We start from the raw sequence: 24,456 nt of genomic DNA on the forward strand, positions 1-24,456 counted from the left end.
TCACCGATCCCCTTACGGACGGTCGTCCACCGCGATTTCCTGAAAGGTCGCCATGCCAAGACGCAGCATCCTGACCGCCCGGCAAAGGGCGGCATTGTTCGACCTGCCGACCGATGACGCGTCGATGCTGCGCCACTACACGCTGGCAGACGACGATCTGGAGATCGTCCGCGCCCGTCGTCGTCCGCACAACCGCTTCGGTTTCGCCCTGCAGCTCTGCGCGCTTCGGTATCCGGGGCGGCTGCTGGCGCCGGGCGAGGTCATTCCGCTGGCGGTCACGCGCTTTCTGGCAGCGCAGCTCGGGATGAGGCCTGACGATCTGGCCGGGTATGCGACCCGGGAAGAGACCCGGCATGAGCACCTGGCCGCCTTGCGCGAGATCTATGGCTACAAGATGTTCGCGGGCCGTGGGGCACGTGACCTGAAAATATGGCTTGAGGATGCCGCCGAAGCCGCCCGGTCGAACGAGGATCTGGCACGGCGCTTCGTCGAGCAGTGCCGGGCAACCCAGACCATCTTCCCGGGGATCACGGTCATCGAGCGGCTTTGCGCGGAGGCGCTTGTCGCGGCCGAGCGCCGGATCGACGCCCGGATCGGTGGCCGGCTGGACGATGCCATGCGAGCACGTCTCGATGCCCTCCTGACCGAAGATGCGGGCGGCTCGGTCACGCGGTTCGTCTGGCTGCGCCAGTTCGAAACCGGGCAGAATTCGGCCGACATGAACCGCCTTCTGGACCGGCTGGAATACCTGCGCGCGCTGGCGCTGGACCGGGGCATTCTGGCGGATGTGCCGCCACACCGCGTTGCCCGCCTTCGTCGGCAGGGAGAGCGATACTTCGCAGGCGATCTGAGGGATATCTCGGGTGACCGCCGCCTCACCATCCTTGCGGTCTGCGCGCTGGAATGGCGCTGCGCCATTGCTGACGCTGTCGTCGAGACCCATGACCGCATCGTGGGCAAGACCTGGCGCGAGGCGAAGTCACGATGTGACGCCCGGATGGACGATGCCAGATCGGCGCTGAAGGACACCCTGCAATCCTTCAGGACATTGGGAGCGGCGCTCCTGGAAGCGCATGAGGATCGGGCCTCTCTCGAAGAGGCCGTCGGCAATGCCGGCGGCTGGATATCCCTCAAGGGGCTTGTCGCCACGGCCGCTCAACTGACCGACACGTTTGCCGCTGATCCGCTGGCGCATGTCGGTCACGGATATCATCGCTTCCGGCGTTATGCGCCGCGCATGCTGCGGGTACTCGACATCTGTGCCGCGCCCGTGGCGGAGCCGCTGCTGGCGGCAAGCGCGGTCATCGCGGGCACGGCGACACCAGACGTCCGGCCGCTGACCTTTCTGCGCCGCGCCTCGAAGTGGCACCGCCACCTGGATGGCGAAGATGAGCACCGGATATGGGAGGTCGCGGTCCTGTTCCATCTGCGCGAAGCCTTCCGTTCCGGTGATATCTGGCTGGCGCATTCGCGCAGGTATGGCGACCTGAAGGAAGCGCTGGTCCCGGTCGACGTCGCCCGCGCCACGCCGAGGCTGGCCATGCCGTTCGAGCCGGAAACCTGGCTGGCCGACCGCAAAGCCCGAATGGCTGACGCCCTGCATCGCCTGGCGCGTGCGGCTAGGGCCGGGACCATGCCGGGAGGCTCCATCGAGGACGGCACCTTGAAAATCGACCGGCTGGCTGCGGCGGTTCCCGAGGAAGCCGACGCCTTGGTGCTCGACCTCTATGGCCGCCTGCCGGAAGTCAGGGTCACCGATCTCCTGCTCGAAGTGGATGCGGAGGTTGGCTTCACCGAGGCCTTTACGCATCTGCGCACCGGCGCGCCGTGCAGGGACCGGATCGGCCTGCTGAACGTGTTGCTTGCCGAGGGGCTGAATCTCGGCCTCAGCAAGATGGCCGGGGCCACGAACACGCACGACTTCTTCCAGCTTTCCCGCCTGTCGCGCTGGCATGTCGAAAGCGAGGCGATGGCCCGCGCCCTGGCCATGGTGATCGACGGGCAGTCGGCACTGCCGATGGCGCAGTTCTGGGGCGCCGGACAGACCGCATCGAGCGACGGGCAGTTCTTCCCGACGACACGCCAGGGCGAGGCGATGAATCTGATCAACGCCAAGTACGGCCATGAGCCCGGGCTGAAAGCCTACACCCATGTCTCCGACCAGTTCGGTCCCTTCGCCACACAGACCATCCCGGCTACCGTGAACGAAGCGCCCTACATCCTCGATGGCCTGCTGATGACCAGCGCCGGGCAGAAGATCCGGGAGCAATATGCCGATACTGGCGGCTTCACCGACCACGTCTTCGCCGTCACCGCCCTGCTGGGCTTCCAGTTCATCCCCCGCATCCGCGACCTGCCATCCAAGCGCCTCTACCTCTTCGATCCGGCCGCCTGCCCGAAAGAGCTGAAAGGGCTGATCGGCGGCAAGATCAGGCAGTCCCTCATCGCCGCGAACTGGCCCGATATCCTGCGCAGCGTGGCGACCATGGCGTCAGGAGCCATCCCGCCGAGCCAACTCCTGCGGAAGTTCGCGTCCTACCCGAGGCAACATGAACTGGCGGTCGCCTTGCGGGAAATCGGACGGGTCGAACGGACGCTCTTCATCATCGACTGGCTGCTTGATGCCGGCATGCAGCGCCGCGCCCAGATCGGCCTGAACAAGGGCGAAGCCCACCACGCGCTGAAGAACGCTCTCCGCATCGGCCGCCAGGGCGAGATCAGGGACCGCACCTCCGAAGCCCAGCACTTCCGCATGGCCGGGCTGAACCTTCTTGCCGCGATCGTCATCTACTGGAACACCAAGCATCTCGGCCAGGCCGTCGCCAGCCGCCGCCGCGAAGGCCTGGACTGTTCGCCGAACCTTCTGGCGCACATCTCGCCCCTCGGTTGGGCCCATGTCCTGCTCACTGGCGAATACAAGTGGCCGAAAAGGGCTTAACGTAGGATCCTGCCCCCTCCGGCATCAGCCCCCTTCCAGAGGCTCCGAAGGCCAGGCATGTCGACCAGATCGGACGGTCCATCGACACCGGGGCCGAAGGTCATTGCAGTCAGGCCACCATCCACAGGATCCCGGCGCAGGACCAACACCGGGGATTGTCATTAGGCGACGCGCAACAGGATGGGCCTTGGCCGTTTTCTTCACCGCCTTGTCCAAGTCTTCCGCCACTTGGCACAGCTTGGCACGGGTAACGATGAAGGCATTGGCCATGGCCCCCAGAACTGGGTCGGTCTCGCCCGCTGCCGCCAGTTGATCGCGGAACGCCTGCCTCTGTCGCCCCTGGCCAATGCCGATCATACGGATGCCGAANTCGCCCCTGGCCAATGCCGATCATACGGATGCCGAAGGTTTTGAGGACGCCACGGATGTGACCTTCGAGGTCCTTGCGCGACCGGATCAATCTTTCACGTGCCGCGACAAGGCACCTCAGCCGGTCGGCCTCTTCGCTGCGGACATGCACCGCAGTGAACCAGCCAGTTCGGGCGAGCTGTGAATAGCCCCGTGCATCGTAGAGACCGCGTTGCATGACTAACACTCGGGCCGCATTTTCCCCTTTCCCCGGTTCGTTATGCGACACGCTCATAGGCTGCACGACCAAGACGGGTCATGCGGTTGAGGACTTTGACAGCGATTCTGGTTTCGGCTGTCTGGGTCTCCATTTTGCGGCCGCGCAGTCGAGGCCCGATGACCTGTTTGTAACGCCCGATCTGGGCCTCGACGCGTGATCTCTGGCCATAACCTGTGACCTTCTGCCAGGTCATTCGGCCGCCCTCGGCGATTATCTCGATATGGGCATTGCGTGCGGCGCACTCCCCGGGAACGCCGTTCCTCGGCGGCGGAATGATCAGTTCGACATCCGGACCAAACGCGCGCCGGATCGTTGCCGCGGTTGGTGTACCATCATCCCGGTTTATTCATCCAAATCGATGGGGGCAGGTTGCGTGCGCCTGAAAGCGCCGTAGAATCAAGTTGCTACACCAAAATCCGCCAGCAGCTTCGGACGCACGCATGGGTGAAACGCTACGGCCGGTCACGGCCGGATTCAACCGCTCTCTTTCGATCGAAACTCGCGCCGAGCGCCTGACGGGCGATCCTGGGGCAGTACTGCTGCGAGAAGCTCTCGACGCGACCGGGATTATCGGCTGGATGGCGGCGCGGATGAAGGACAGCCGCCGCCAAGCCGATGTCGTGCATGACCTGCCGTCGCTCTTGCGGACCATGGTGCTCCTGGTCGCTCAGGGTTGGCAGGACCACGACGATGCGGATGCCCTGCGGCATGATCCAGCGATGCGTGTGGCGGCCGCCTCGTCGGCCGGGCTGACGCCGCTGACTGGGCACCCTGGGCTGGCCTCTCAGCCCACGCTTTCGCGTTGCACAGCGATGCTGGCGGAGCCAGGCAACCTGAAGGTTCTGCGGGAGGCTGCCCTCGAACTCGCCGGTCGGAACCTGCGCGCCGAGAATGGCGGGCAGCGGCGCACTCGCATGACGCTGGACGTCATTCTCGACGTCGTCGATCGGGCCGAGGCCAGCCTGTGCAAGATCACGACCGTGCGCATCGATGCAGGCTTCCCCTCTGGCGCGCTCCTGTCGGGCCTGGAGGGGCGCGGCATCCACCACGTCGCCCGCCTGCGGGCGAACGCAGCCCTCGACAGGCTCGCGGCGCCGCACATGAAGCGACCGCCGGGACGACGGCCGACGGAACCGCGGCTTTGGACGCATGAGCTGGAATACCAGGCGCAGGGCTGGGACGAGCCCCGCCGTGTGGTGCTGGTAGTCAAGGAGCGCGAGGGCGATCTGCTGCTCGACCGCTTCTTCCTCGTCACCTCGATCTCGCGCTTCCAGATGAAGGGGCAGGCCCTGCTGGACCATTATCGCCAGCGCGGCAAAGCAGAAGGCCACATGGGCGAGCTGATGGACGTGCTGTCTCCAGCGCTGTCCTCCACCAATCGCGCCAAGACCCATCTGCGCGGCAAGACGCCGAAATCGGTCACGCCCCCCATCGATGCCTTCGCCTGCAACGAAGTCCGGTTGCTCGTCGCCATGCTCGCCTACCAGATCATGCACGTGGCGCGCCGGGCCATGGCGCGCGCCACGAAAGCCCCTTGGAGCCTGCGCCGCCTGCGGGAACGCGTGCTGCGCGCCGGCGCTCGTCTCATCATCTCAGCCCGGCGCATGACCTTGATACTTGCCGCAACGGCCGCGCCCTACTGGGCCGCCATCTGGCCGCAGATCCAGATGCTACGCGGGGCCGACCCATAATCGCGAGCAAGTTGCAGATGCCGCCGACAGAATGAACGCCCAGGGGCGGCCAGAAGTCGTGGCCGATCCAAAGGGCGAAATCATCCAAAGGATGTCGTCTCGTCCACTCTCTCAACCAAACCGGGATGCGTAGCTCTCATCGGCAACAAGCTGGTGCCCAGAAGCCGGCAAGAACGGCTTCAACCCGCCTCCAGCGCGCCGCCGAGCCGGCTCGGCGAATAATGCGGGATGAAGGGCCGCGCACCCCCGACCGACATCGCCCCTCATAGGGCAGGGGAGGAAGAGGGTGCAGCCGCCAGAGGCGGCTTAGCAAGCACGCTGGCCTCGGAGAGGTCGCAAGTGCGCGCAGGCCCGGAGGGCGTAAGGGCGTGCTGGCCCCGCAGGGGTTGCAAACGCCCGCGCAGATGGTGGCCGAAGGCCGGCACCGAAAGCGCGGGAGGGTCGAGGGAGAGCGCAGCGGCTCCTCGTCCACACATTGAGGCACTCAATGTATAGGTGGACCCTTCACTTCCCTCCGCCTGACGGCTATGCTCCGTTCAGGGAAAGGTTGAGGGGTCGGCGCTGGCGCGCCTCGCGCATGGAGAACCACATGGAAGTTCAGAGCATCCACTTTCCGTCCAAGATTCTGAAGCGGTCGAAAGGCCGGAACGCCGTGGCGGCGGCCGCCTATCGGGCAGGCGAAGCGCTGGCATTCGGCGACGTGACCTTCGACTTCACACGGAAGCAAAACGTGCTGGCGACCCGAATTCTGGTGCCCCCGCCACCCTCGGCATCAGAAAGCTGGCAGTGGCTCGACCGCCTACAGGATCGCGCCACGCTCTGGACCGAGATCGAAAGGAAAGAGAACAGGAAAGACGCCCAGCTCGCGCGCGAAATCGAGATCAGCCTACCCGCCGCGCTCTCGGCCCAGGCACGCGAAAAGCTGGTTTGGGACTTCTGCCAGCGCCACTTCGTGAGCGCTGGAATGGTCGCGGACATCGCACTGCACGGGCCAGGGCGCGAGGGCGACAACCGCAACTTTCACGCCCATGTCATGCTCACCATGCGCGAACTGACACCCGACGGGTTCGGAAAGAAGCACCGGGACTGGAACCGCAATGAGCTTTTGGATGAGTGGAAGACCGCGTGGGAAGCGGCCTGTAACGAGGCTCTTGCGGCCGAGGGCGCGGCAGTGCGGATGGATCGTCGTCCGCTCGCCGCCCGCCGTCAGGAGTTGCTGGACCGGGCGGAGGCAACTCCGGACCGGATCGAGCAGCGGCGGCTCGAAATCGCTGCCGAGCGATTGAACTACACACCTCGGCCACACCTGCCTCGGACGCCCTATCGCGCGCTGTCGCGCGGCCTGCCGATCCCGGATTATCTCGGCAAGGTGGACAACAAACCCGCCCTAAACAAGTGGCGGGAGGATGTCGCGGCGTGGAAAGCGGCAGTGCAAAGTCGCGTCGAGGCCGAAGAGCGTGCCGACGCCATGGAGGCAGCTCTCGAAGCAGAGATCGCCGCAGCCCGGCTCAGAGAGGCTGAGCAGGCAAAAGCCGAGGAAGAAGAGCGTGCTTCCCGCGAACTGCAAGACGCGCAGGAGGCTGCCGCTATGGCGCTTTTCGAGGGGTTGAAACACCAGAGTTTCGCCAGAATTCGTGTCACCGCCGCTGCCATGCTCGCCTATGACCCGGACCCGAAATGGAATGCGGCCAACGAGCTGGCGCAGGCACTGCCCGGTATCGACCTTTCAGACCCGCGCGCCACCCACGCCACGATTGGAAAATCGGTCGCGGCGCTAAGAGCGGTTGAGGAAGTTTTTGAAAAGGATGGCGAGCTAGACGACCGGCACGATCACATGACGCACTCTATGCGAGGTTTGAGCACGAGCCTGCGCATCGACGGATGGCAGACGACGCAGCGTCGAATGGCCGAGTTTTTGCCAGAGTGGATAGTCAGGACAGTTCGGCATGTCGTCGAGATCGTGGCCGAACTGATCAGGACTGAGCAACGCGCGACTCCGACCCCCCAGAGCAAAGGCGGCGACAGCAGCGCGGGGGAGACGAAGCCGCTGCCCCCTACCCCCGGGCCTCGACCATCATGAAATCGGCTTCGGCAAGCATGTCCGATTTCGGATTGCGCTTGCTGCAAGCGATTGCTGATTGAAGCTGTTAGTTGGGCTGGTCTGTTCTCTGCGCCGACGCTGCTTGTCTCCTTCGAACACGCCGTAGAAGGGCGCGGCGAGCATCCTCGGGGGTCTGGCCAATACGCTCATCATCCGCCCCGGATCGGCTTAGGAGGTACACGCCAAACTCCTCGATCACGACCTCTCGGCCGAGACGCGCGGCAAGCTCGTGGAGATCAGTTTCGGTGTCAGTCGTCATCGGGGTACGTGTACGGCGCGAGCGTCCAGCCCCGGCGCAGCAGCTCTTCGCGGATCGCTCGCCGTGCCCAGCTTAGGCCCTCCGGATCGTGACGGCCGTAGCGGGCGAGTAGGCCCGCCTCCAGAACCTGCGCAATCACGCTGCCATCCAGATCGCTCTGAGCCGCAGCCGCGCGCGCGATCATGTCCTTGGCGTGAGTTATGAACGCGGCATCGCCGGTTTCGAGGGCATCCCGCAGAAATTCCGCCCGGCTCTCGGGATCACGTAGATATTCAGCAGAGTCGAATGGTTTGGTTTCGATGGCCATGGCTACCTGATCCAGTTTTCAACCCGGAGGCCGCGAACGCGGGAAAACTCGCCGGTGTTGTCAGTCACGAGGACTGCGCCTATGGCGCGGGCATGAGCTGCGATCAACAGATCGTTCGGCCCAATGGGCTTGCTAGCGGTCTCAAGCTCGGCACGAATGCCGCCATACTCCGCGTCAGCAGGCACATCGAGCGCCAGAACCTGCACGCTTTCCAGTATCGCTTCCACATGCGCCAGGAGTTTCGCGGACCCTTTCTTGGCGCACCCATACCGCAGCTCTGCGGCTGTGATGATGCTCACGCAGATCGCATCTGGCCCGACCTCGCCAATACGCTTTGCCGCACTGCCGTCAGGACGTCGCAGCAGATTGGAGATGATATTGGTGTCGAGCATGTAGCGGGTCAAAGGTCGATTTCCTTGGCCGGAAGAAGCGTCTCGTCCACATCAGGAAACTGATCTTCTGGCCCAAGCGGGTCCAGTCCGGCCAGCACTTCAAGCAGGTTCTTGCGGCGCACCGGCTCGATGATAAGCCGGTTTCCCTCACGATAGATGTTCACCCGATCCCCCGGCATCTCGAAGTCTGCGGGGATACGGACGGCTTGGCTTTTGTTGTTACGGAAGAGCTTGGCTTCACGAGGCGCTGAATCTGGGTGCGGATGCGGCATGATCACCCCTCCTGCTCACATGTATATGCCTGTGCATATACATCATGCTGCGGAATTTTACAACCTTCACTGCCGCCAGCCCCGGCCCTACGGCCCTGTTTGTAGAGAGCGGGCCGGGGCTGGCTCATCTCTCCGTTTCAATGTCCATAAGAGGATTGGTTTGGGATGAGGAGATGAGGCCTTCTCACGGCCTTAAGGCTGGCGGATTGAGTGTTAAAATATGTGTTATAGAAGGTGTTACGCCAGAAAAATACACATCAAGATATTGATTATAAAATAAAAAAGCATGATGCCGGTTTCTGTTATGGCGAAGGTTGGTCACTGAAAAGTCAATCTCGGTCATTGAAAAGTCCGTCGGAAAGCTTGCGCGGTACGCTTGCATGACATGCAAGCGCAAGCAGCAATCGCAATCGGATTGCGCAATCCGATTGCGATTTCTTGTATGAAATCAAGAACTTCAAAAATCGGAAATCTCCTAGGAATTTCAGAAGCTTCTGCCATGTCGGTCACTGATAGGGCGAAAAGGGCTTGTGCGGTCACTGATATGGCGAAAAAGTAGGGTGAAATCCAACAGAGAGTCACTGATATGGCGAAAGACGGCGAGCTTCTTCTCCCGGACAGACATCCACAAGCAGAGCTCTTCATCTGTGAAGTTGCTGATGCGGTCCTCAAGAGCGACATGGCCTCGATGGAACATCCGATCTTCTCGATGTCGAAGACACCGGACTACAAGGTCCGTCGCTACAAAGCTGGAAACGTCTCCTTAGTAATCGAACCCGGCACGCACGGCATCGCAACGATCTACGACAAGGACGTTTTGATCTACGCGATCAGCAAGCTGATGAAGCTACGGAACGAAGGTCATCAAATCTCGCGATACGTGAGTTTCACGGCCTACGATTTTCTCGTTTTCAGCAACCGTCGAACCAATGGTTCCGCCTACGATTCACTGAAGGGAGCGCTGTCCAGACTAGACGGGACTAGGATCAGAACAAACATCAAGACCAACGGGGAAGAACAATGGTCGGCGTTCGGGTTGATAGATGGTGCAACCATCAGGCGGTCCTCGTCCTCGGGGAGAGTACTTGAGTGGGGGGTGACGTTGTCAGAGTGGCTGTTCAACGCAGTCCTGGCGCAGGAAGTACTCACGCTGGCCCCGGATTATTTCCGCCTACGAAAGCCACTTGAAAGGCGTGTCTATGAGGTTGGGCGCAAGCATTGTGGCCACCAACGCAAGTGGGGCGTCAGCCTCGATAAGCTTCATTTGAAGTGTGGATCGACGGGGCCTTTGAAAATGTTCCGATACCGGGTCCGCGAACTGATCGAGACCAATCACCTGCCAGACTATTCGGTAACCTATGACGCGGCCAAGGATGTCCTTTGGTTCCATAATCGTCAGACTATGGCGCCTCACAATAGGCTGCCGTCACCCACGTATACTCTCACCTCGGAAGGTTACGACAAAGCCCGAAAAGCAGCCCCCGGCTGGGATGTGTATGTCCTTGAGCAAGAGTGGCGTAGGTGGATGGCTGAAAGCCACGCTGAGGCTCCGAAGAGTCCAGATCGTGCGTTTGCTGGATTTTGTCGAAAATGGTTCGAACGGGAAGGTAGGCCGTAAGAGCGACATATATTTGAGTAAATGAGTTATTACTTAAATACTCAAAAATGAGATTAAGCACGGAGAAGTGGGCAGCGCACTCGCAGCGGAATCGCGTTTGCTCTGGCACTCATCGGGATCGGTTACCTATGGTTTAAAACCAAGGCCGAAACCGCTTCTTCTTTTGCATAGGACCTATGGGTAGGGATGAAGACGTGAACAGCGAACAGTTCTCCAGCGTCTGGGATGCCATCGAAAGCACCCCGGAAGAGGCCGACAATATGAAGGTTCGGTCTGCCCTGATGCAGGCCATCGACAACCGCATCAAGGCTGAGGGCTGGTCCCAGACCGAGGCAGCCAAGCGGCTGGGCGCCACCCAGCCCCGTGTCTCCGATCTGACACGCGGCAAAACTGAACTGTTCTCCATCGATGCCTTGGAGGCCATGATGAACACCGCCAAAAGATAAACCCGGCAACCTAAGTTACCGGGCTCGACCCCGCGCCGGGCAGGGCTCAACGAAACTGAGAAAGTTTCCAACCCCGAGAACTTCGGGGCTCCACAATATTATTTATAACATACTTCCTGTGATTTGCACAGCCTCACGCCCCCAAAATCAACCTTCTGAGTATTAACTCATTTACTCAAATACTCAATCCAGAGACGTCGAGTGATCTCAGAGATAGTGAGACCTTCTTCGGCCGCCCGCGTCTTAATTCGGCGATACAGACTCTCCTCGATTTCGGCGTTGAGCCGCTTCTTACGCTCAGTCGTATCGGTGACTTTCTCCATGAGCCGCTGGCGAGTGGTGTCGGCGCGGGTGGGACGTTTCGCACTAAGCGCCATTGATGCTCTCCTTCGCGGTATCAGCGGCTGCCCATGTGAGGATGTCGTTGGTGAGCGCTTGCATCTCAGCGACGGCCTTGGTGTTCAGACCGTCAAACACGCTCAAACCTTCTGAGGCGGTTTGCGGGTAGATCTGGCGTTGCGTGATGCGGGTGGTGAGGACCGGGAAACCATATTCGCCGAGGGCGGCAGTGACCTCTTGGCCAAGCCGGGTCCCCTCGATCATCCGTGTGATGATGAAGGCGGCGCGGGGGATGCCGTCGGTCACCTCCTGACGGGCTTTGACAAAATCGACCAGATCGGACGCGGCCCAGATATCGTAAGGCGAAGGCTGCACCGGAATAAGGATAAGGTCGGACACCTTGATCGCAGCGGCAATCATGTCTTCGAGCTTGGCAGCGCCGTCGATGATCGTCCAGTCGTAGCTGGTCGACATGCTGCTGAGCGTCTTGACGTTGTTGGGGCGGTCGAGCGCGATCAAGGGCAAGGGATTGCTGTCGTTGGCGGCGTGCCAGTCACGGGCGCTGCCCTGAGGGTCGCTGTCGACCAACAACACGCGCTCGCCGCGTTCATGGAACGACCGCGCCAGATTGGTACTGAGGGTTGTCTTTCCGCTGCCCCCTTTGGGGTTCAAGAGAGATAAGATCGGCATAGCTCGGCCTCTGGATTGGACACATGTTACGCGAGCACCTCGCCGCTGCGTGTTTACTCAATTACTCATATATGATTTCACTCAATTACTCAATCACACATTTGTCACCTAGGGATGAAGAGTGCTAAGGGCTTTGCCCTCGCGAGCGCGATCCGCTCATCCACAAACCGGGGCCGCATGATGGTGTTGTCAGGGTTGATCCTCGAAACGTACCGCTGACTCAGAAACGGTCGTAGGCGCCCTGCATCCTGATCCAGAAACTTGGGCCATTACCGAACAGTTTGCCGATCCGAACGGCCATGGCAGAACTAATCGGTTCCTTCTCGGACAGGATATCATAGAGGTACTGGCGCGAGACACCGAGGAGCCGAGCGATCTCGGCCCTCGACTTGCCGGTCGCGGGGATCACGTCTTCACGGAGCAGTTTGCCCGGATGCGTCGGGCGACGGTGAGGATGGCGATATGTCATATCCTCCGATAACACGTTTCGGACCGGAGTGCCGATGGTGCGGAAGCTGGTTGACTGCGCGACCGCCCACCTAAGCTGAAACCATCCTGCCACCGGTTCACCGGGCGCGGGATGGCGTCCGAAGGACGGCGTGGGCGGCGGCGCGGTCAAGGGGCCGGAAAGGTTCCGGCGGGCCGCTATGCGGACCGCTGGAACGGCCCCGGCCAGCTTCTCGGGCGGCACTCCCAGCTCTACGATAAAGCCAGCGGTCATAGAAGTAGGCTTCGAATGCAGACCATCACGCTCGCAACATTGCTCATCTGCTCGGCTTAGCCGGGCCTCGCAATTGAATACATGTTGCGCATCACTTCTCTGCGCATTTACTCAATTACTCAAATCAGGTTCATCTGGCTTGGCAGGAAATAACGGTGGGCTTCACCTTGGCGGCCACCGCTGTACCTCCTTCGCATGGTGGTGACGTTAAGCTGACAGGCCTGCATCACCTCTGAAGCCTTGCACGCGGGAGGCTTGGGCACCTGCATGCTCAACTGGTCCGAGGATTGCGAGCAAGACAAGCGGCTCCGCGCAGCCTTCGACATCCCGGACCACGAGGTGGTCATCACCTTCATCGGCGTCGGCCAGATGCCCGAGGAGTTCGAGGTTGCGGCCTCACCTTCCCCGGCAGTGAACGAGGTGCTGTCACTGCTCGAACGGAAGGAGTGACATCCCCACGATTTTAGTTTGGGGCGGCCCCGGATCGTGCGTAGATACAGGTCCGGGTGCGACCGCACTCTCCTACCTTGAAACCCTCGCGGCACCAACGCGAGGGTTTTTTTGTTGGAGGATCTCGTCTTTCTGAGTCCGCAAAGGGCTTATTCTGTTGAGAAACTCTCCAGGCAATCCTCAGCAGGCTGAAACGCAGAACGTTGTTCTTCTGGGGGACATGAGACACTGAAATTCAGCCCGGAGGAGCGCGAAGCTGGAACACTTTCCCAGCATTCGGGGCGCCGGAGCCTACTAACCGAGTTTTTCAACAGAATGGGCTCGAAGCCGACCTTCGCCGCGCGCTGCACGAACGACCGCTGTCAGCTTAGCGTAGGATTTCACACTCTCCCGCAAACGACCCGGTACCTGCCCGAGCACCGCAAGGCCCGCCGGCCGCGCCGGGCCCGGAAACGCCGGGCTCCGAAATTCGACCGTGATGTCAGCATCCTGTTTCGCCCGGACAACGTCGCACACCGCAGGGAATTCGGGCACTGGGAAGGCGATTTGATGCTGTTCAAACAATCGCTTGGCCAGACCAACGTCACCTCTCTCGTCGAACGCGTCAGCCGCTTCACGGTGCTGCTGAAGAACGCGAACAGGCGCACGAAACCGGTTATGACCAAGATCGTGAAGGCGGTGCGGGATCTGCCCGTGGCGGGCCGCAGATCCATCACCTTCGACCGCGGCACGGAGTTCGTGTCATGGCCGCACCTGCAGGCCCAGCTCGGAACCCAGACCTGGTTCTGCGACCCCTCCTCGCCCTGGCAGAAAGGCACAGTCGAGAACACCAACCGCCGGCTTCGGCGCTGGCTTCCAAGGCAGCGCGACGTCGCGGCCATGACGGAGCTCGAGCTGAAGCAACTCTGCGACCAGCTCAACAAAACACCCCGACTCTCCTCAGCTGGACTAACGCAAAGGAGCCCCGGCGCAATCAAGACTGACAGTCGAGGCGCGCTCTGACGGCGCTCAGCCCCCCTGCACCACGTCGATTTCCGTACTCCAGTCGCGGCAGGCCCGCGCCAGTCCGGTCGGCAGCGCGGCATCCGTAATGAACACGTCAAGCTCTGACAGGGACGCGATCCGCACCGGGGCGGTGCGCTGGAACTTGGACCGATCCGACACGAGAAACGTCCGGCGCGAATGTTGCAGGATCGCCTTGCTCACACCCACTTCCTGCACGTCAAAGTCGAGAAGATCGCCATCGGGGTCGATGGCCGAGCAGCCGATTACCGACAGGTCGAACTTGAACTGGCGGATCGTGTCGGTGGCCAGACTTCCGATCAGCCCACCGTCCAACCGCCGCAAACTGCCGCCTGTCACGACGACCTCGCACTCCGGGTTCATGGCCAGGATCGACGCGACATTCATGTTGTTCGTGACCACCAACAGGTTGCGATGGTTCAGAAGTTCCTGAGCCACGGCTTCGGTGCTGGTCCCGATGCTGAGGAACAGGGAAATGTCGTTGGGGATCCGCGCGGCACAGGCGCGTGCGATGGCCGCCTTGGCTTCGGGGTGCAGGTTGCGGCGTTCTTCGTACCGAATGTTCGCCGTGCCGGAAGACAGGATCGCCCCACCATACACCCGCTCAAGCTGACCGCCCTCGGCCAGGTCCGACAGATCGCGGCGGATCGTCTGCAGTGTCACGCCAAAGTGCTGCGCCAGCTCTTCTACCGTGACCTTACCGTCGCGGCGCGCGATTTCGAGGATTTCGGGATGGCGGAAACTTTGGGACATCGGGACCTTCTGGTGATCGTGCCAAAAGCTGACATGCGACCCCGTCCGGCGCAAGTGGGCGCTCAGACGCGCGGGGCTGGCGGCGCCGATACGCTGATTGCCTCGGACGTGTCGCAATGTTCGCTTCTCGCACGATAGCGCAAAAAGGAACATAGGCGAAAATTTATAATTGCGTTTCTGTTTCTTTTGGCTCAGAAGACTGTCACGCCAGCGTGAGGAGGAATCTTTGGGGACCGAGGACCAGACTGACATCGTCGATATTTTCGTGATCGGGGGCGGTATCAATGGCTGCGGGATCGCACGGGATGCGGCCGGGCGCGGCCTGTCCGTCACCCTGGCCGAGATGAGCGACCTCGCCTCTGCCACGTCGTCGGCTTCGACCAAGCTGTTCCATGGCGGCCTGCGCTATCTTGAGTTCTTCGAATTCCGCCTTGTGCGCGAAGCGCTGATCGAACGGGAAGTCCTGCTGCAGGCCATGCCGCATATCTCCTGGCCCATGCGCTTCGTGCTGCCCTATCACCGCGACATGCGGTTCGAGAGCGCCACACCCACGTCGAGGCTGTTGTCCACCGTCATGCCCTGGATGAAGGGGCGGCGTCCGGCATGGCTGATCCGCCTGGGCCTGTTCCTGTATGACACGCTGGGCGGTCGCAAGATCCTGCCGGGCACGGCGACGCTGTCGCTGAAGGGCACGCCTGAAGGTGTGCCGTTGCAGGATCACTTTGAAACTGCTTACGAATATTCCGACTGCTGGATCGAGGACTCGCGCCTTGTCGTGTTGAACGCCCGCGATGCGGAAGCGCGCGGCGCGCAGATCCTGACCCGCGCTAAGGTCCTGTCCGCCGACCGCAGCGCCGATCACTGGACGATCGAGGTCGAAGATGTCGTGACAGGCCAGCGGACCCGGCATCGCAGCCGCATGGTGGTGAACGCAGGCGGGCCGTGGGTGGGGGAGCTGCTGCAGGGCACCATTCGTCTGAATTCGCGCGAAGGCGTCCGGCTGGTGCGCGGCAGCCATATCGTGACCGGGCGGCTGACTGATCATGACAAATGTTATTTCTTCCAGGGCAAAGACGGGCGGATCATCTTTGCGATCCCCTATGAGACCGATTTCACGTTGATCGGCACCACCGATCAGGATCACGCCGATCCTGACCAGCGCCCGGTCTGTACGCCCGAGGAACAGCAATACCTGATCGACTTCGCCAACGGGTATTTCCGCCAGCAAATGACCCGCGACGACATCGTCTGGACCTATTCCGGGGTCCGCCCGCTTTATGACGACGGGGCCAGCAGCGCCACCGCAGCCACGCGCGATTACACACTCAAGGTCGACACTGCCGGGGCGCCGGTACTCAATGTCTTTGGCGGCAAGATCACCACCTATCGTCGGCTGGCCGAAAGCGCGCTTGAAAAGATCTCGGCTGCGTTGGGGCGCGATACTGCGCCCTGGACGGCCGGCGTGGCGCTGCCCGGCGGCGACTTCGACGTATGGGACGTGGAGCGTCTGATCGCCGATCTGATCGCCGGGTATCCGTTTCTGGACGACCGCTGGGCCCGGCGCCTGATCCGCGCCTACGGCACGGAGGCGCGAAAAATTCTGGGCGATGCCGCGACGGCAGCTAACATGGGACGCGATTTCGGTGCCACTCTGACCGAAGCCGAAGTGCGCTGGCTGATGGCACAGGAATATGCCCGCACGGCCGAAGACGTCGTGTGGCGGAGAAACAAGCTTGGGTTGCGCCTTTCGAATGAGGAAGTGCAGGCCTTGGACAGCTGGATGGAAGATCAAAGGGCAGCGGTCGCGGCAGCCGAATAAGGCTGCGCGGATCGATGACGGGAGGACAGGGATGACGCTTGAACTTAAGGGCGTGTCAAAGGTCGTGGAGGGGCAGACGCATATCCACCCCACCGACCTGACGCTGGAAAAAGGCACGATGAACGTGCTGCTGGGGCCGACCACGTCGGGCAAGACGTCCCTGATGCGACTAATGGCAGGGCTGGATGCGCCCACCCGTGGCAACGTCATCTGGGATGGCACCGACGTAACTGGCGTGCGCGTCCAGGACCGTGCCATTGCAATGGTTTACCAGCAGTTCATCAACTATCCCTCGATGACGGTCTACGACAACATCGCCTCTCCAATGAAACTGATGGGCGTGTCGAAATCCGAGATCGACACCCGGGTGCGCGAGTCCGCCGAGCTGATGAAGCTGACGCCGATGCTGGACCGCAAGCCTCTGGAGCTGTCCGGCGGCCAGCAGCAGCGTTGCGCGCTGGCGCGGGCGCTGGTGAAGAACGCGGGCCTTGTGCTGCTCGACGAGCCGCTGGCCAACCTCGATTACAAGCTGCGCGAGGAGCTGCGGGTCGAGATCCCGAAGATCTTCGAGAAATCCGGGGCGATCTTCGTCTATGCGACGACCGAGCCCGAAGAGGCGCTGCTGCTCGGCGGAAATGTCGCCACGCTGCACGAGGGGCGCATCACCCAGTTCGGTCCGACGCCGCACGTGTACCGCCAGCCGGTCGACGCCACCACGGCGCGGGTGTTCTCTGATCCGCCGATGAACTTTCTGTCCGTCTCCAAGACCGGGGGCTGCCTGTTGTTCGGCGACGGTCAGAGCACCGAAGTCAGGGGCAAACTCGCCGAGCTGCCCGATGGGCGCTACACCGCAGGCTTTCGCCCCAACCATCTGGAAATCCGGAACCACGCGCCGGATGCGATGAAGTTCACCGCCACGCTTTCGGTGACCGAGCTGACTGGGTCCGAAACCTTCGTGCATCTCGATCACCACGGCGAGCGCTGGGTCGGTCTCATCCACGGGGTGCATGACCTTGCGATCGGCTCGGATCTCGATGTCTGGCTCGACGCCCGGCATGTCTACATCTTCGGCGAGGATGGCGCTCTGGTCGCCCCTGCCGCCTATGCTCTCGCGGCCTGAAGGGGGGGCTGATCATGGCACGCATCACGCTCGACAACCTCGCGCACAGCTACAAGCCGCAGCCGACGTCCGAGGACGATTTCGCGCTCAAGGAGCTGAACCACGACTGGATCGACGGCGAGGCCTATGCGCTTCTCGGCTCGTCCGGTTGCGGCAAGTCCACGCTGCTGAACATCATCTCCGGCCTGCTGCACCCGTCGCAGGGGCGCATCCTGTTCGACGGCAAGGACGTGACCCACGCCCCCACCGCCGAGCGCAACATTGCGCAGGTCTTCCAGTTCCCGGTCGTCTACGACACCATGACGGTACACGACAATCTCGCCTTTCCCCTCCGCAACCGGGGCCGCGACGAGGCTTACGTGGCCGAGCAGGTGAACGAGATCGCCAGGATGATCGGCGTGGAGCACATGCTCAAGCGCAAGGCGCGCGGGCTTGGTGCGGACGAGAAGCAGAAGATCAGCCTCGGGCGCGGCATGGTGCGCAAGGACGTCAACGCGCTGCTCTTCGACGAGCCGCTGACGGTGATTGACCCGCATATGAAATGGGAGCTGCGCACCCAGCTCAAGCAGCTTCACCACGAGTTCGGTCACACGATGATCTACGTCACCCACGACCAGACCGAGGCGCTTACCTTCGCCGACAAGGTCGTCGTGATGTATGACGGCCGCGTGGTGCAGATTGGCACGCCCGAGGAGCTGTTCGAGCGGCCCGAGCATACCTTCGTCGGCTATTTCATCGGCTCGCCGGGGATGAACGTCATCCCCGCTCAGATCGAGGGCAATGTCGCGCATGTGAATGGTAGCCAGATCGCGCTGACCCGCGGCTACACCGACCTGTCGGGCAAGGTCGAGATCGGCGTGCGCCCTGAATTCGCCCGCCTCAGCCGTGACGAGGGCCTGCCGGTCAACATCCGCCGCGTCGAGGACGTGGGCCGCCACAAGATCGTGCGCGCCGATTTCTTCGGGCAGGAGCTGAACATCATCGCCGGAGAGGATGACAGCATCTCGCCCGATATGACCCGCGTCACCTTCGATCCGGCGCATGTCAACGTCTACGCCAACGACTGGAGGGTGCCGGGCGCCGCCTGAGCACGAAGGGGTCCGAAAGAGACCCCCACAAAACACTCCGGGGGAGGAAACAATGAACAAGACACAGAACAACAAGGCGTGGTTCCTCGTGCTGCCGGTGCTGGTGCTGGTGGCCTTCTCGGCGGTGATCCCGCTGATGACGGTGGTGAACTATTCCGTGCAGGACACGTTCGGGAACAACCAGTTCTTTTGGGCCGGTCTCGAATGGTTCGAGGAGATGCTGAACGACGAGCGCATCTGGAACGCGCTGCGCCGCCAGCTGACCTTCTCGGCGATCATCCTCGCCATCGAGATCCCGCTGGGCATCTTTGTCGCGCTCAACATGCCCAAGAAGGGCTTCTGGTCCAGCTTCGTGCTGGTGATGATGTCGCTGCCGCTGCTGATCCCGTGGAACGTGGTCGGCACCATCTGGCAGATCTTCGGGCGGGTGGACATCGGCCTGCTGGGCTACACGCTGGCCAAGCTGGGGATCGACTACAACTACACCCAGAACATCGTCGACGCCTGGGTGACGATCATCGTCATGGATGTCTGGCACTGGACCTCGCTGGTCGCTCTGCTCGCCTTTGCCGGGCTGAAATCCATTCCCGACGCCTATTACCAGGCCGCGCGGATCGACCAGGCCAGCCGCTGGAAGGTGTTCCGCTATATCGAGCTGCCCAAGATGATGGGTGTTCTGATGATCGCCATCCTGCTGCGCTTCATGGACAGCTTCATGATCTACACCGAGCCTTTCGTCGTCACCGGAGGCGGTCCCGGCAATGCCACCACGCTGCTGTCGATCGACCTCGTGAAGATGGCGCTCGGGCAGTTCGACCTCGGCCCCGCCGCCGCCTTCTCGCTGATGTACTTCCTGGTGATCCTCGCGATTTCCTGGGTGTTCTACACCGTGATGACCAACCTCGACAAAAAGGGGATGTAAGATGACCGACGCCACCATCCCCGAAAAGCTCACCGCGGGGGGCAGCAACACGCGCCCCCGCCTCCGGGTCAATTCCCGCGCCGTGGTGATGACGCTCTACCTGCTGTTCCTCTTGCTGCCGATCTACTGGCTGCTGAACATGAGCCTCAAGACCAATGCCGAGATCCTGGGCGATTTCACCCTGTTCCCACGCGATCTGACCTTCCAGAACTACGTGACCATCTTCACCGATGCGAGCTGGTACATGGGTTACGTCAACTCGCTGATCTACGTGGTGATGAACACGGTGATCAGCCTCGCGGTGGCGCTGCCGGCGGCCTATGCCTTCAGCCGCTATCACTTCCTCGGTGACAAGCACCTGTTCTTCTGGCTGCTGACCAACCGCATGGCGCCGCCCGCCGTGTTTGCCTTGCCCTTCTTCCAGCTTTATTCCTCGGTGGGTCTCTTCGACACCCATATCGCGGTGGCACTGGCGCATTGCCTGTTCAACGTGCCGCTGGCGGTGTGGATCCTCGAAGGCTTCATGCGCGGCGTCCCCAAGGAAATCGACGAGACCGCCTATATCGACGGCTACAGCTTCGGCGGCTTCTTCATCAAGATCTTCACCCCGCTGATCGCCAGCGGCATCGGGGTCGCGGCCTTCTTCTGCTTCATGTTCTCCTGGGTGGAGCTGCTGCTGTCACGCACCCTGACCACGGTGGATGCGAAACCCATCGCCGCGATCATGACCCGGACGCAGGGCGCCTCCGGCATCGACTGGGGGCTTCTGGCTGCGGCAGGCATCCTGACCATCATCCCCGGCGCGCTGGTGATCTACTTCGTCCGCAACTACATCGCCAAGGGCTTTGCCCTCGGGAGGGTGTGATGCGTCTGTGGGAGGCGCGACTGCGCCAAGCCCGACCTCGGGTGGGCCGAAACGCATTCTCGGCCCATGCACTCCAAAGCATCACAGCCGCGCAAGCCGGGGCTGTTCCAACGAAAGCCCTCCCGGGGGGGAGGTCGGGCTTGGCGCAGTCGTGCCGGGTGCGCGAGGTGGTCTACATCGCGCACCTGCCCGAAATAGGAAAAAGGAGCGCCTGACCAATGGACTGGATGGCATGGACCTGGCCCACGGCGGCCTTCTTCGCAACCATCGCGCTGCTGCTGGTGATCTTCACCGTGCTCGCGGTGAAATTCCCCGAAACGCCGCGCGTCGGCATCCTGCGCACCGAGACCACGCGCGGCGACCGGCTCTTCGTCACGCTGCTTGGCAGCGCCTTCATCAACCTCGCCTGGCTGGGGCTTGTCGGCGCCGACACCCAGCCCTGGGCGATGGCCGTCTGTCTCGTCTACGCCGCCGCGGTCTTCCGCTGGGTCTGACGATGCATGCGCCGTCCCGAAAAGGCGGCATCCAACACTAGGTTCGAAATGGGAGGAGAACCATGAACTTCAGAAACACCACCGCGATGGCACTGGCGATGACCCTGCTGGGCACCGCCGCCTTCGCCGACATGGAGGCGGCGAAAGCCTTCCTCGATGCCGAGATCGGCGATCAGTCCGCGCTGACCCGCGAAGAGCAGGAAGCCGAGATGCAGTGGTTCATCGACGCGGCCGAGCAGTTCCGCGGCATGGACATCAAGGTTGTCTCGGAAACCATCACTACACATGAATACGAAAGCCAGGTCCTGGCCAAGGCGTTCTCGGAGATCACTGGCATCAACCTCACCCACGACCTCATCGGCGAGGGCGATGTGGTCGAGAAACTCCAGACCCAGATGCAGTCGGGCGAGAACATCTACGACGCCTATGTGAATGACTCGGACCTGATCGGCACCCACTGGCGCTACCAGCAGGTGCGCAACCTGACCGACTGGATGGCGAACGAGGGCGCGGACGTGACCTCGCCGACGCTGGACCTCGACGATTTCATCGGCACCGATTTCACCTCGGCCCCCGATGGCAAGCTCTACCAGCTGCCGACCCAGCAGTTCGCGAACCTCTACTGGTTCCGCTACGACTGGTTCAACGACGAGAAGAACCAGGCCGATTTCCGCGAGGCTTACGGCTACGATCTGGGCGTGCCGGTGAACTGGTCCGCCTACGAGGACATCGCGGAATTCTTCACCGGGCGCGACCTGTCGCACATGGGCATCGACACCGAGGTCTATGGCAACATGGATTACGGCAAGAAGGACCCAAGCCTTGGCTGGCGCTACACCGATGCGTGGCTGTCCATGGCCGGTGCCGGATCGAAGGGCGAGCCGAACGGCCTGCCGGTCGACGAATGGGGCATCCGCGTCAACGAGAACTCGCAGCCCGTGGGGTCCTGCGTGACCCGGGGTGGCGCGACCAACGGCCCCGCAGCCGTCTATGCCGTGACCAAGGCCATCGAGTGGCTGGAGAAATACACGCCCCCGGCGGCGGCGGGCATGACCTTCTCCGAGGCAGGCCCGATCCCGGCGCAGGGCAACGTGGCGCAGCAGATGTTCTGGTACACCGCCTTCACCGCCGACACGGTCAAGCCCGGCCTGCCGGTGATGAACGAAGACGGCACGCCGAAATGGCGCATGGCCCCCTCGCCGCACGGCGTCTACTGGGAGGAAGGCACCAAGATCGGCTACCAGGACGTGGGGTCTTGGACGCTGATGAAATCCACCCCCGAGGACCGCGCCAAGGCCGCCTGGCTCTATGCGCAGTTCGTCACGTCGAAGACCGTGGACGTGAAGAAATCCCACGTGGGCCTGACCTTCATCCGCGACAGCTCGATCAACCACGAGAGCTTCACCGAGCGTGCGCCGGTGCTGGGCGGCCTCGTGGAATTCTACCGCTCGCCCGCGCGGGTGCAGTGGTCGCCGACCGGCACCAACGTTCCCGATTACCCCAAGCTGGCGCAGCTGTGGTGGCAGAACATTGGTGACGCCATGTCCGGCGCCAAGACCCCGCAGGAAGCGCTCGACGCGCTTTGCGAGGACCAGGAGCGCGTGATGCAGCGCCTCGAGCGCGCTGGCATCCAGGGCGACATCGGCCCCAAGCTCAACGAGGAGCAGGACCCGGAGTACTGGCTGTCGCAGGAAGGCTCGCCCAAGGCGAAGCTCGACAACGAGGATGAAGAGCCCAAGACCATCTCCTATGACGAACTGATCAAGAGCTGGCAGTAAGCCAGCCCGCCGGGGCCATGTGCTGGCCCCGGCGTCCCCTCCCTTCCGACATTGCTGAACACGACCCGGGGCCCTCCGCCCCACGGGAAAGGCTTGCCATGCGCCATATCCTCGCCATCGACCAGGGCACCACCTCCAGCCGCGCCATCCTCTTTGACGAGCAGATGCGCGTGACCGCCTCGGCGCAGGAGGAATTCCCGCAGTATTTTCCATCGTCAGGCTGGGTCGAACACGACCCGTCCGACCTGTGGTCCACCACCGCCGCCACCTGCCGCGCCGCCGTCGAAAAGGGCCGCGCGGGCGGGGCCGAGATTGCCGCCATTGGCATCACCAACCAGCGCGAAACGACGCTGGTCTGGGACCGTACCACCGGCCAGCCGGTCTACAACGCGATCGTCTGGCAGGACCGCCGCACCGCCGAAATGTGCCGCCGCCTGCGTGACGAAGCGTTCGAGGACACGGTGACCGACCGCACCGGGTTGCTGCTCGACCCGTATTTTTCCGCCACCAAGATCAAGTGGATCCTCGACAATGTCGAGGGGGCCCGTGCGCGCGCCGAGGCCGGAGACCTGATTTTCGGCACCGTCGACAGCTGGCTGGTGTGGAACCTGACCGGCGGGCGCGTTCATGCGACGGATGCCACGAACGCCGCGCGCACCATGCTTTACGACATTCACAAAGGGCGCTGGTCCACGACAATCTGCGCGCGGCTCGGGATCCCCGCCTCGATGCTGCCCGAGGTCCACGACTGCGCCGCTGATTTCGGCGACACCCGGCCCGATCTTTTCGGTCGGCCAATCCCGATCCTGGGCATCGCGGGCGACCAGCAGGCCGCCGCCGTAGGACAGGCCTGTTTCCAGCCGGGCATGTTGAAATCGACCTATGGGACCGGGTGCTTTGCCCTGATCAATACCGGCGACGTCGCCGTGCGGTCACGCCACCGCCTGCTTACCACCATCGCCTACCAGCTGGAGGGCCGGCCCACCTACGCCCTTGAAGGGTCGATCTTTATTGCGGGCGCGGTGGTGCAATGGCTGCGCGACGGGCTGAAGGTGATCCGCCACGCGGAGGAAACGCAAGGGCTCGCGGAAACGGCGGATCCCGATCAGAAGCTGATCCTCGTCCCCGCCTTCACCGGGCTGGGCGCGCCCTATTGGAACGCAGAATGTCGCGGGGCGGTGTTTGGCCTGACCCGCGCCTCGGGGCCTGCGGAATTTGCCCGCGCGGCGTTGGAAAGCGTCGGGTTCCAGACCCGGGACCTGCTGGATGCAATGCGCGCCGACATGGCCCAAGGTATGTCGGAAACGCCTGTCGCCTCGTTGCGGGTGGACGGTGGGATGAGCCACTCGGATTTTGCGATGCAGTTTCTCAGTGACATCATCGGCGCGCCGGTGGATCGCCCGAAGGTGGTGGAAACCACTGCGATGGGGGCAGCATGGCTGGCAGGGGCCCGCGCGGGGCTTTACCCAGATCAGGCGGCCTTCGCCGCGGATTGGGCGCTGGACCGCCGGTTCGAAGCGGCAATGCCCGCAGAGCGGCGCGAAGCGCGGCACGCCGCATGGCTGCGCGCGGTCACGGCGACGCTGTCGGCCTGAACGCGGAACATTCTTGGGACACTTCCGCCCTCCTGCATACAGACCGCATCATGCCGGAGCAGGGGGGGGGCGAGGCTTCGGACGTCCCCGCGCCCGCGACAGTCAGGAAGACTGGGGTCTGATGCCGGAGGGGGCAGAATCCTACGC

General features: G+C 62.5%; 24 protein-coding genes. 15 read left to right on the top strand and 9 right to left on the bottom strand.

All coding sequences use genetic code 11. The features are described 5' to 3' along the window. Positions 1-52: 52 nt before the first annotated feature. Positions 53-2,938 carry a Tn3 family transposase gene (locus D6860_RS16470; protein WP_076625762.1) on the top strand — a complete coding sequence of 962 codons (2,886 nt, stop codon included), beginning with the start codon at positions 53-55 and terminating at the stop codon, positions 2,936-2,938. 626 nt (positions 2,939-3,564) lie between these two features. Here D6860_RS16470 and D6860_RS26040 read toward each other — a convergent pair. Continuing rightward, on the bottom strand, positions 3,565-3,759 hold the full coding sequence (locus D6860_RS26040) for a hypothetical protein (protein ID WP_128549269.1): 195 nt from the start codon (positions 3,757-3,759) through the stop codon (positions 3,565-3,567). A 247-nt stretch (positions 3,760-4,006) separates the two neighbouring features. Here D6860_RS26040 and D6860_RS16485 point away from each other — a divergent pair, with 247 nt between their 5' ends. Further along, positions 4,007-5,257: a transposase gene (locus D6860_RS16485; RefSeq protein WP_076625764.1), complete on the top strand. Its 1,251-nt coding sequence runs from the start codon at positions 4,007-4,009 to the stop codon at positions 5,255-5,257. 589 nt (positions 5,258-5,846) lie between these two features. Further along, the gene (mobQ, locus tag D6860_RS16490) at positions 5,847-7,337 is read left to right on the top strand and encodes a MobQ family relaxase (protein ID WP_157895897.1); all 1,491 of its coding nucleotides are present in this window, start codon (positions 5,847-5,849) and stop codon (positions 7,335-7,337) included. A 269-nt stretch (positions 7,338-7,606) separates the two neighbouring features. Here mobQ and D6860_RS16495 read toward each other — a convergent pair whose 3' ends face one another. The 4 genes from D6860_RS16495 to D6860_RS25315 form a co-directional block, all read right to left on the bottom strand. Beyond that, on the bottom strand, positions 7,607-7,924 hold the full coding sequence (locus tag D6860_RS16495; protein ID WP_076625766.1) for a helix-turn-helix domain-containing transcriptional regulator: 318 nt from the start codon (positions 7,922-7,924) through the stop codon (positions 7,607-7,609). Between the two features lie 2 nt (positions 7,925-7,926). After that, positions 7,927-8,328, bottom strand: a complete 402-nt coding sequence (locus tag D6860_RS16500; RefSeq protein ID WP_076625767.1) for a type II toxin-antitoxin system VapC family toxin — start codon at positions 8,326-8,328, stop codon at positions 7,927-7,929. Further along, positions 8,325-8,588 carry an AbrB/MazE/SpoVT family DNA-binding domain-containing protein gene (locus D6860_RS16505; protein ID WP_076625768.1) on the bottom strand — a complete coding sequence of 88 codons (264 nt, stop codon included), beginning with the start codon at positions 8,586-8,588 and terminating at the stop codon, positions 8,325-8,327. The genes D6860_RS16500 and D6860_RS16505 overlap by 4 nt, the downstream gene beginning before the upstream one ends. 184 nt (positions 8,589-8,772) lie before the next feature. Continuing rightward, positions 8,773-8,931, bottom strand: a complete 159-nt coding sequence (locus D6860_RS25315) for a hypothetical protein (RefSeq protein WP_157895898.1) — start codon at positions 8,929-8,931, stop codon at positions 8,773-8,775. 243 nt (positions 8,932-9,174) lie between these two features. Between D6860_RS25315 and D6860_RS16510 the strand changes: the two genes are divergently transcribed. Further along, the gene (locus tag D6860_RS16510) at positions 9,175-10,206 is read left to right on the top strand and encodes a replication initiator protein A (RefSeq protein ID WP_076625769.1); all 1,032 of its coding nucleotides are present in this window, start codon (positions 9,175-9,177) and stop codon (positions 10,204-10,206) included. 194 nt (positions 10,207-10,400) lie between these two features. Continuing rightward, positions 10,401-10,652 (top strand): helix-turn-helix domain-containing protein, encoded by a 252-nt coding sequence (locus D6860_RS16515; RefSeq protein ID WP_076625770.1) that lies wholly within the window; start codon positions 10,401-10,403, stop codon positions 10,650-10,652. Between the two features lie 167 nt (positions 10,653-10,819). Here D6860_RS16515 and D6860_RS16520 read toward each other — a convergent pair whose 3' ends face one another. From D6860_RS16520 to D6860_RS25525, 3 genes are all read right to left on the bottom strand, one after another. After that, entirely contained in the window at positions 10,820-11,029 is a 210-nt protein-coding gene (locus D6860_RS16520) for a hypothetical protein (RefSeq protein ID WP_076625771.1), read from the bottom strand. After that, entirely contained in the window at positions 11,019-11,681 is a 663-nt protein-coding gene (gene parA / locus D6860_RS16525) for a ParA family partition ATPase (RefSeq protein WP_076625772.1), read from the bottom strand. The genes D6860_RS16520 and parA overlap by 11 nt, the downstream gene beginning before the upstream one ends. Positions 11,682-11,901: 220 nt before the next feature. After that, the gene (locus D6860_RS25525) at positions 11,902-12,402 is read right to left on the bottom strand and encodes a HigA family addiction module antitoxin (protein ID WP_206512209.1); all 501 of its coding nucleotides are present in this window, start codon (positions 12,400-12,402) and stop codon (positions 11,902-11,904) included. Positions 12,403-12,669: 267 nt separating this feature from the next. Between D6860_RS25525 and D6860_RS16535 the strand changes: the two genes are divergently transcribed. Together D6860_RS16535 and D6860_RS16540 are read left to right on the top strand one after the other, a co-directional pair. Next, complete coding sequence (locus tag D6860_RS16535) at positions 12,670-12,852, top strand: hypothetical protein (protein ID WP_093412561.1); 183 nt, start codon at positions 12,670-12,672, stop codon at positions 12,850-12,852. 315 nt (positions 12,853-13,167) lie between these two features. After that, a complete protein-coding gene (locus tag D6860_RS16540) occupies positions 13,168-13,854 on the top strand; it encodes an IS30 family transposase (protein WP_083697984.1) in 687 nt (228 codons plus the stop codon). A 6-nt stretch (positions 13,855-13,860) separates the two neighbouring features. Here the strand turns inward: D6860_RS16540 and D6860_RS16545 are convergent, their stop codons facing one another. After that, positions 13,861-14,628: a DeoR/GlpR family DNA-binding transcription regulator gene (locus tag D6860_RS16545; RefSeq protein ID WP_076625775.1), complete on the bottom strand. Its 768-nt coding sequence runs from the start codon at positions 14,626-14,628 to the stop codon at positions 13,861-13,863. A gap of 226 nt (positions 14,629-14,854) precedes the next feature. Between D6860_RS16545 and glpD the strand changes: the two genes are divergently transcribed. From glpD to glpK, 8 genes are all read left to right on the top strand, one after another. Next, positions 14,855-16,447, top strand: a complete 1,593-nt coding sequence (gene glpD, locus D6860_RS16550) for a glycerol-3-phosphate dehydrogenase (RefSeq protein WP_076625776.1) — start codon at positions 14,855-14,857, stop codon at positions 16,445-16,447. 31 nt (positions 16,448-16,478) lie between these two features. Further along, on the top strand, positions 16,479-17,567 hold the full coding sequence (locus D6860_RS16555) for an ABC transporter ATP-binding protein (RefSeq protein ID WP_076625777.1): 1,089 nt from the start codon (positions 16,479-16,481) through the stop codon (positions 17,565-17,567). 14 nt (positions 17,568-17,581) lie between these two features. Continuing rightward, entirely contained in the window at positions 17,582-18,655 is a 1,074-nt protein-coding gene (locus D6860_RS16560; protein WP_076625778.1) for an ABC transporter ATP-binding protein, read from the top strand. Between the two features lie 52 nt (positions 18,656-18,707). Next, positions 18,708-19,577 (top strand): carbohydrate ABC transporter permease, encoded by an 870-nt coding sequence (locus D6860_RS16565; protein ID WP_076625779.1) that lies wholly within the window; start codon positions 18,708-18,710, stop codon positions 19,575-19,577. A gap of 1 nt (position 19,578) precedes the next feature. Further along, positions 19,579-20,442, top strand: coding sequence for a carbohydrate ABC transporter permease (locus D6860_RS16570; protein ID WP_179949499.1), 864 nt, complete (start codon positions 19,579-19,581; stop codon positions 20,440-20,442). Positions 20,443-20,660: 218 nt separating this feature from the next. Then, positions 20,661-20,936: a DUF2160 domain-containing protein gene (locus D6860_RS16575; protein WP_076625780.1), complete on the top strand. Its 276-nt coding sequence runs from the start codon at positions 20,661-20,663 to the stop codon at positions 20,934-20,936. A gap of 62 nt (positions 20,937-20,998) precedes the next feature. Beyond that, a complete protein-coding gene (locus D6860_RS16580; protein ID WP_076625781.1) occupies positions 20,999-22,714 on the top strand; it encodes an ABC transporter substrate-binding protein in 1,716 nt (571 codons plus the stop codon). A 98-nt stretch (positions 22,715-22,812) separates the two neighbouring features. After that, on the top strand, positions 22,813-24,309 hold the full coding sequence (glpK, locus tag D6860_RS16585) for a glycerol kinase GlpK (protein WP_076625782.1): 1,497 nt from the start codon (positions 22,813-22,815) through the stop codon (positions 24,307-24,309). The last annotated feature ends 147 nt before the right edge of the window (positions 24,310-24,456 follow it).

This window comes from Salipiger sp. D13 (genome assembly GCF_003703915.1).
In the GTDB taxonomy this organism is placed as follows: Bacteria; Pseudomonadota; Alphaproteobacteria; order Rhodobacterales; family Rhodobacteraceae; genus Salipiger; species Salipiger profundus.

Excerpts from the sequence above, each read along its gene's own strand:
- D6860_RS16470 (WP_076625762.1), top strand. The coding sequence starts at position 53 with ATGCCAAGACGCAGCATCCTGACCGCCCGGCAAAGGGCGGCATTGTTC.
- D6860_RS26040 (WP_128549269.1), bottom strand. The coding sequence starts at position 3,759 with ATGACCTGGCAGAAGGTCACAGGTTATGGCCAGAGATCACGCGTCGAG.
- D6860_RS16485 (WP_076625764.1), top strand. The coding sequence starts at position 4,007 with ATGGGTGAAACGCTACGGCCGGTCACGGCCGGATTCAACCGCTCTCTT.
- mobQ (WP_157895897.1), top strand. The coding sequence starts at position 5,847 with ATGGAAGTTCAGAGCATCCACTTTCCGTCCAAGATTCTGAAGCGGTCG.
- D6860_RS16495 (WP_076625766.1), bottom strand. The coding sequence starts at position 7,924 with ATGGCCATCGAAACCAAACCATTCGACTCTGCTGAATATCTACGTGAT.
- D6860_RS16505 (WP_076625768.1), bottom strand. The coding sequence starts at position 8,588 with ATGCCGCATCCGCACCCAGATTCAGCGCCTCGTGAAGCCAAGCTCTTC.
- D6860_RS25315 (WP_157895898.1), bottom strand. The coding sequence starts at position 8,931 with ATGACCGAGATTGACTTTTCAGTGACCAACCTTCGCCATAACAGAAAC.
- D6860_RS16510 (WP_076625769.1), top strand. The coding sequence starts at position 9,175 with ATGGCGAAAGACGGCGAGCTTCTTCTCCCGGACAGACATCCACAAGCA.
- D6860_RS16520 (WP_076625771.1), bottom strand. The coding sequence starts at position 11,029 with ATGGCGCTTAGTGCGAAACGTCCCACCCGCGCCGACACCACTCGCCAG.
- parA (WP_076625772.1), bottom strand. The coding sequence starts at position 11,681 with ATGCCGATCTTATCTCTCTTGAACCCCAAAGGGGGCAGCGGAAAGACA.
- D6860_RS25525 (WP_206512209.1), bottom strand. The coding sequence starts at position 12,402 with ATGACCGCTGGCTTTATCGTAGAGCTGGGAGTGCCGCCCGAGAAGCTG.
- D6860_RS16535 (WP_093412561.1), top strand. The coding sequence starts at position 12,670 with ATGCTCAACTGGTCCGAGGATTGCGAGCAAGACAAGCGGCTCCGCGCA.
- D6860_RS16540 (WP_083697984.1), top strand. The coding sequence starts at position 13,168 with ATGGGCTCGAAGCCGACCTTCGCCGCGCGCTGCACGAACGACCGCTGT.
- D6860_RS16545 (WP_076625775.1), bottom strand. The coding sequence starts at position 14,628 with ATGTCCCAAAGTTTCCGCCATCCCGAAATCCTCGAAATCGCGCGCCGC.
- D6860_RS16555 (WP_076625777.1), top strand. The coding sequence starts at position 16,479 with ATGACGCTTGAACTTAAGGGCGTGTCAAAGGTCGTGGAGGGGCAGACG.
- D6860_RS16560 (WP_076625778.1), top strand. The coding sequence starts at position 17,582 with ATGGCACGCATCACGCTCGACAACCTCGCGCACAGCTACAAGCCGCAG.
- D6860_RS16565 (WP_076625779.1), top strand. The coding sequence starts at position 18,708 with ATGAACAAGACACAGAACAACAAGGCGTGGTTCCTCGTGCTGCCGGTG.
- D6860_RS16570 (WP_179949499.1), top strand. The coding sequence starts at position 19,579 with ATGACCGACGCCACCATCCCCGAAAAGCTCACCGCGGGGGGCAGCAAC.
- D6860_RS16575 (WP_076625780.1), top strand. The coding sequence starts at position 20,661 with ATGGACTGGATGGCATGGACCTGGCCCACGGCGGCCTTCTTCGCAACC.
- D6860_RS16580 (WP_076625781.1), top strand. The coding sequence starts at position 20,999 with ATGAACTTCAGAAACACCACCGCGATGGCACTGGCGATGACCCTGCTG.
- glpK (WP_076625782.1), top strand. The coding sequence starts at position 22,813 with ATGCGCCATATCCTCGCCATCGACCAGGGCACCACCTCCAGCCGCGCC.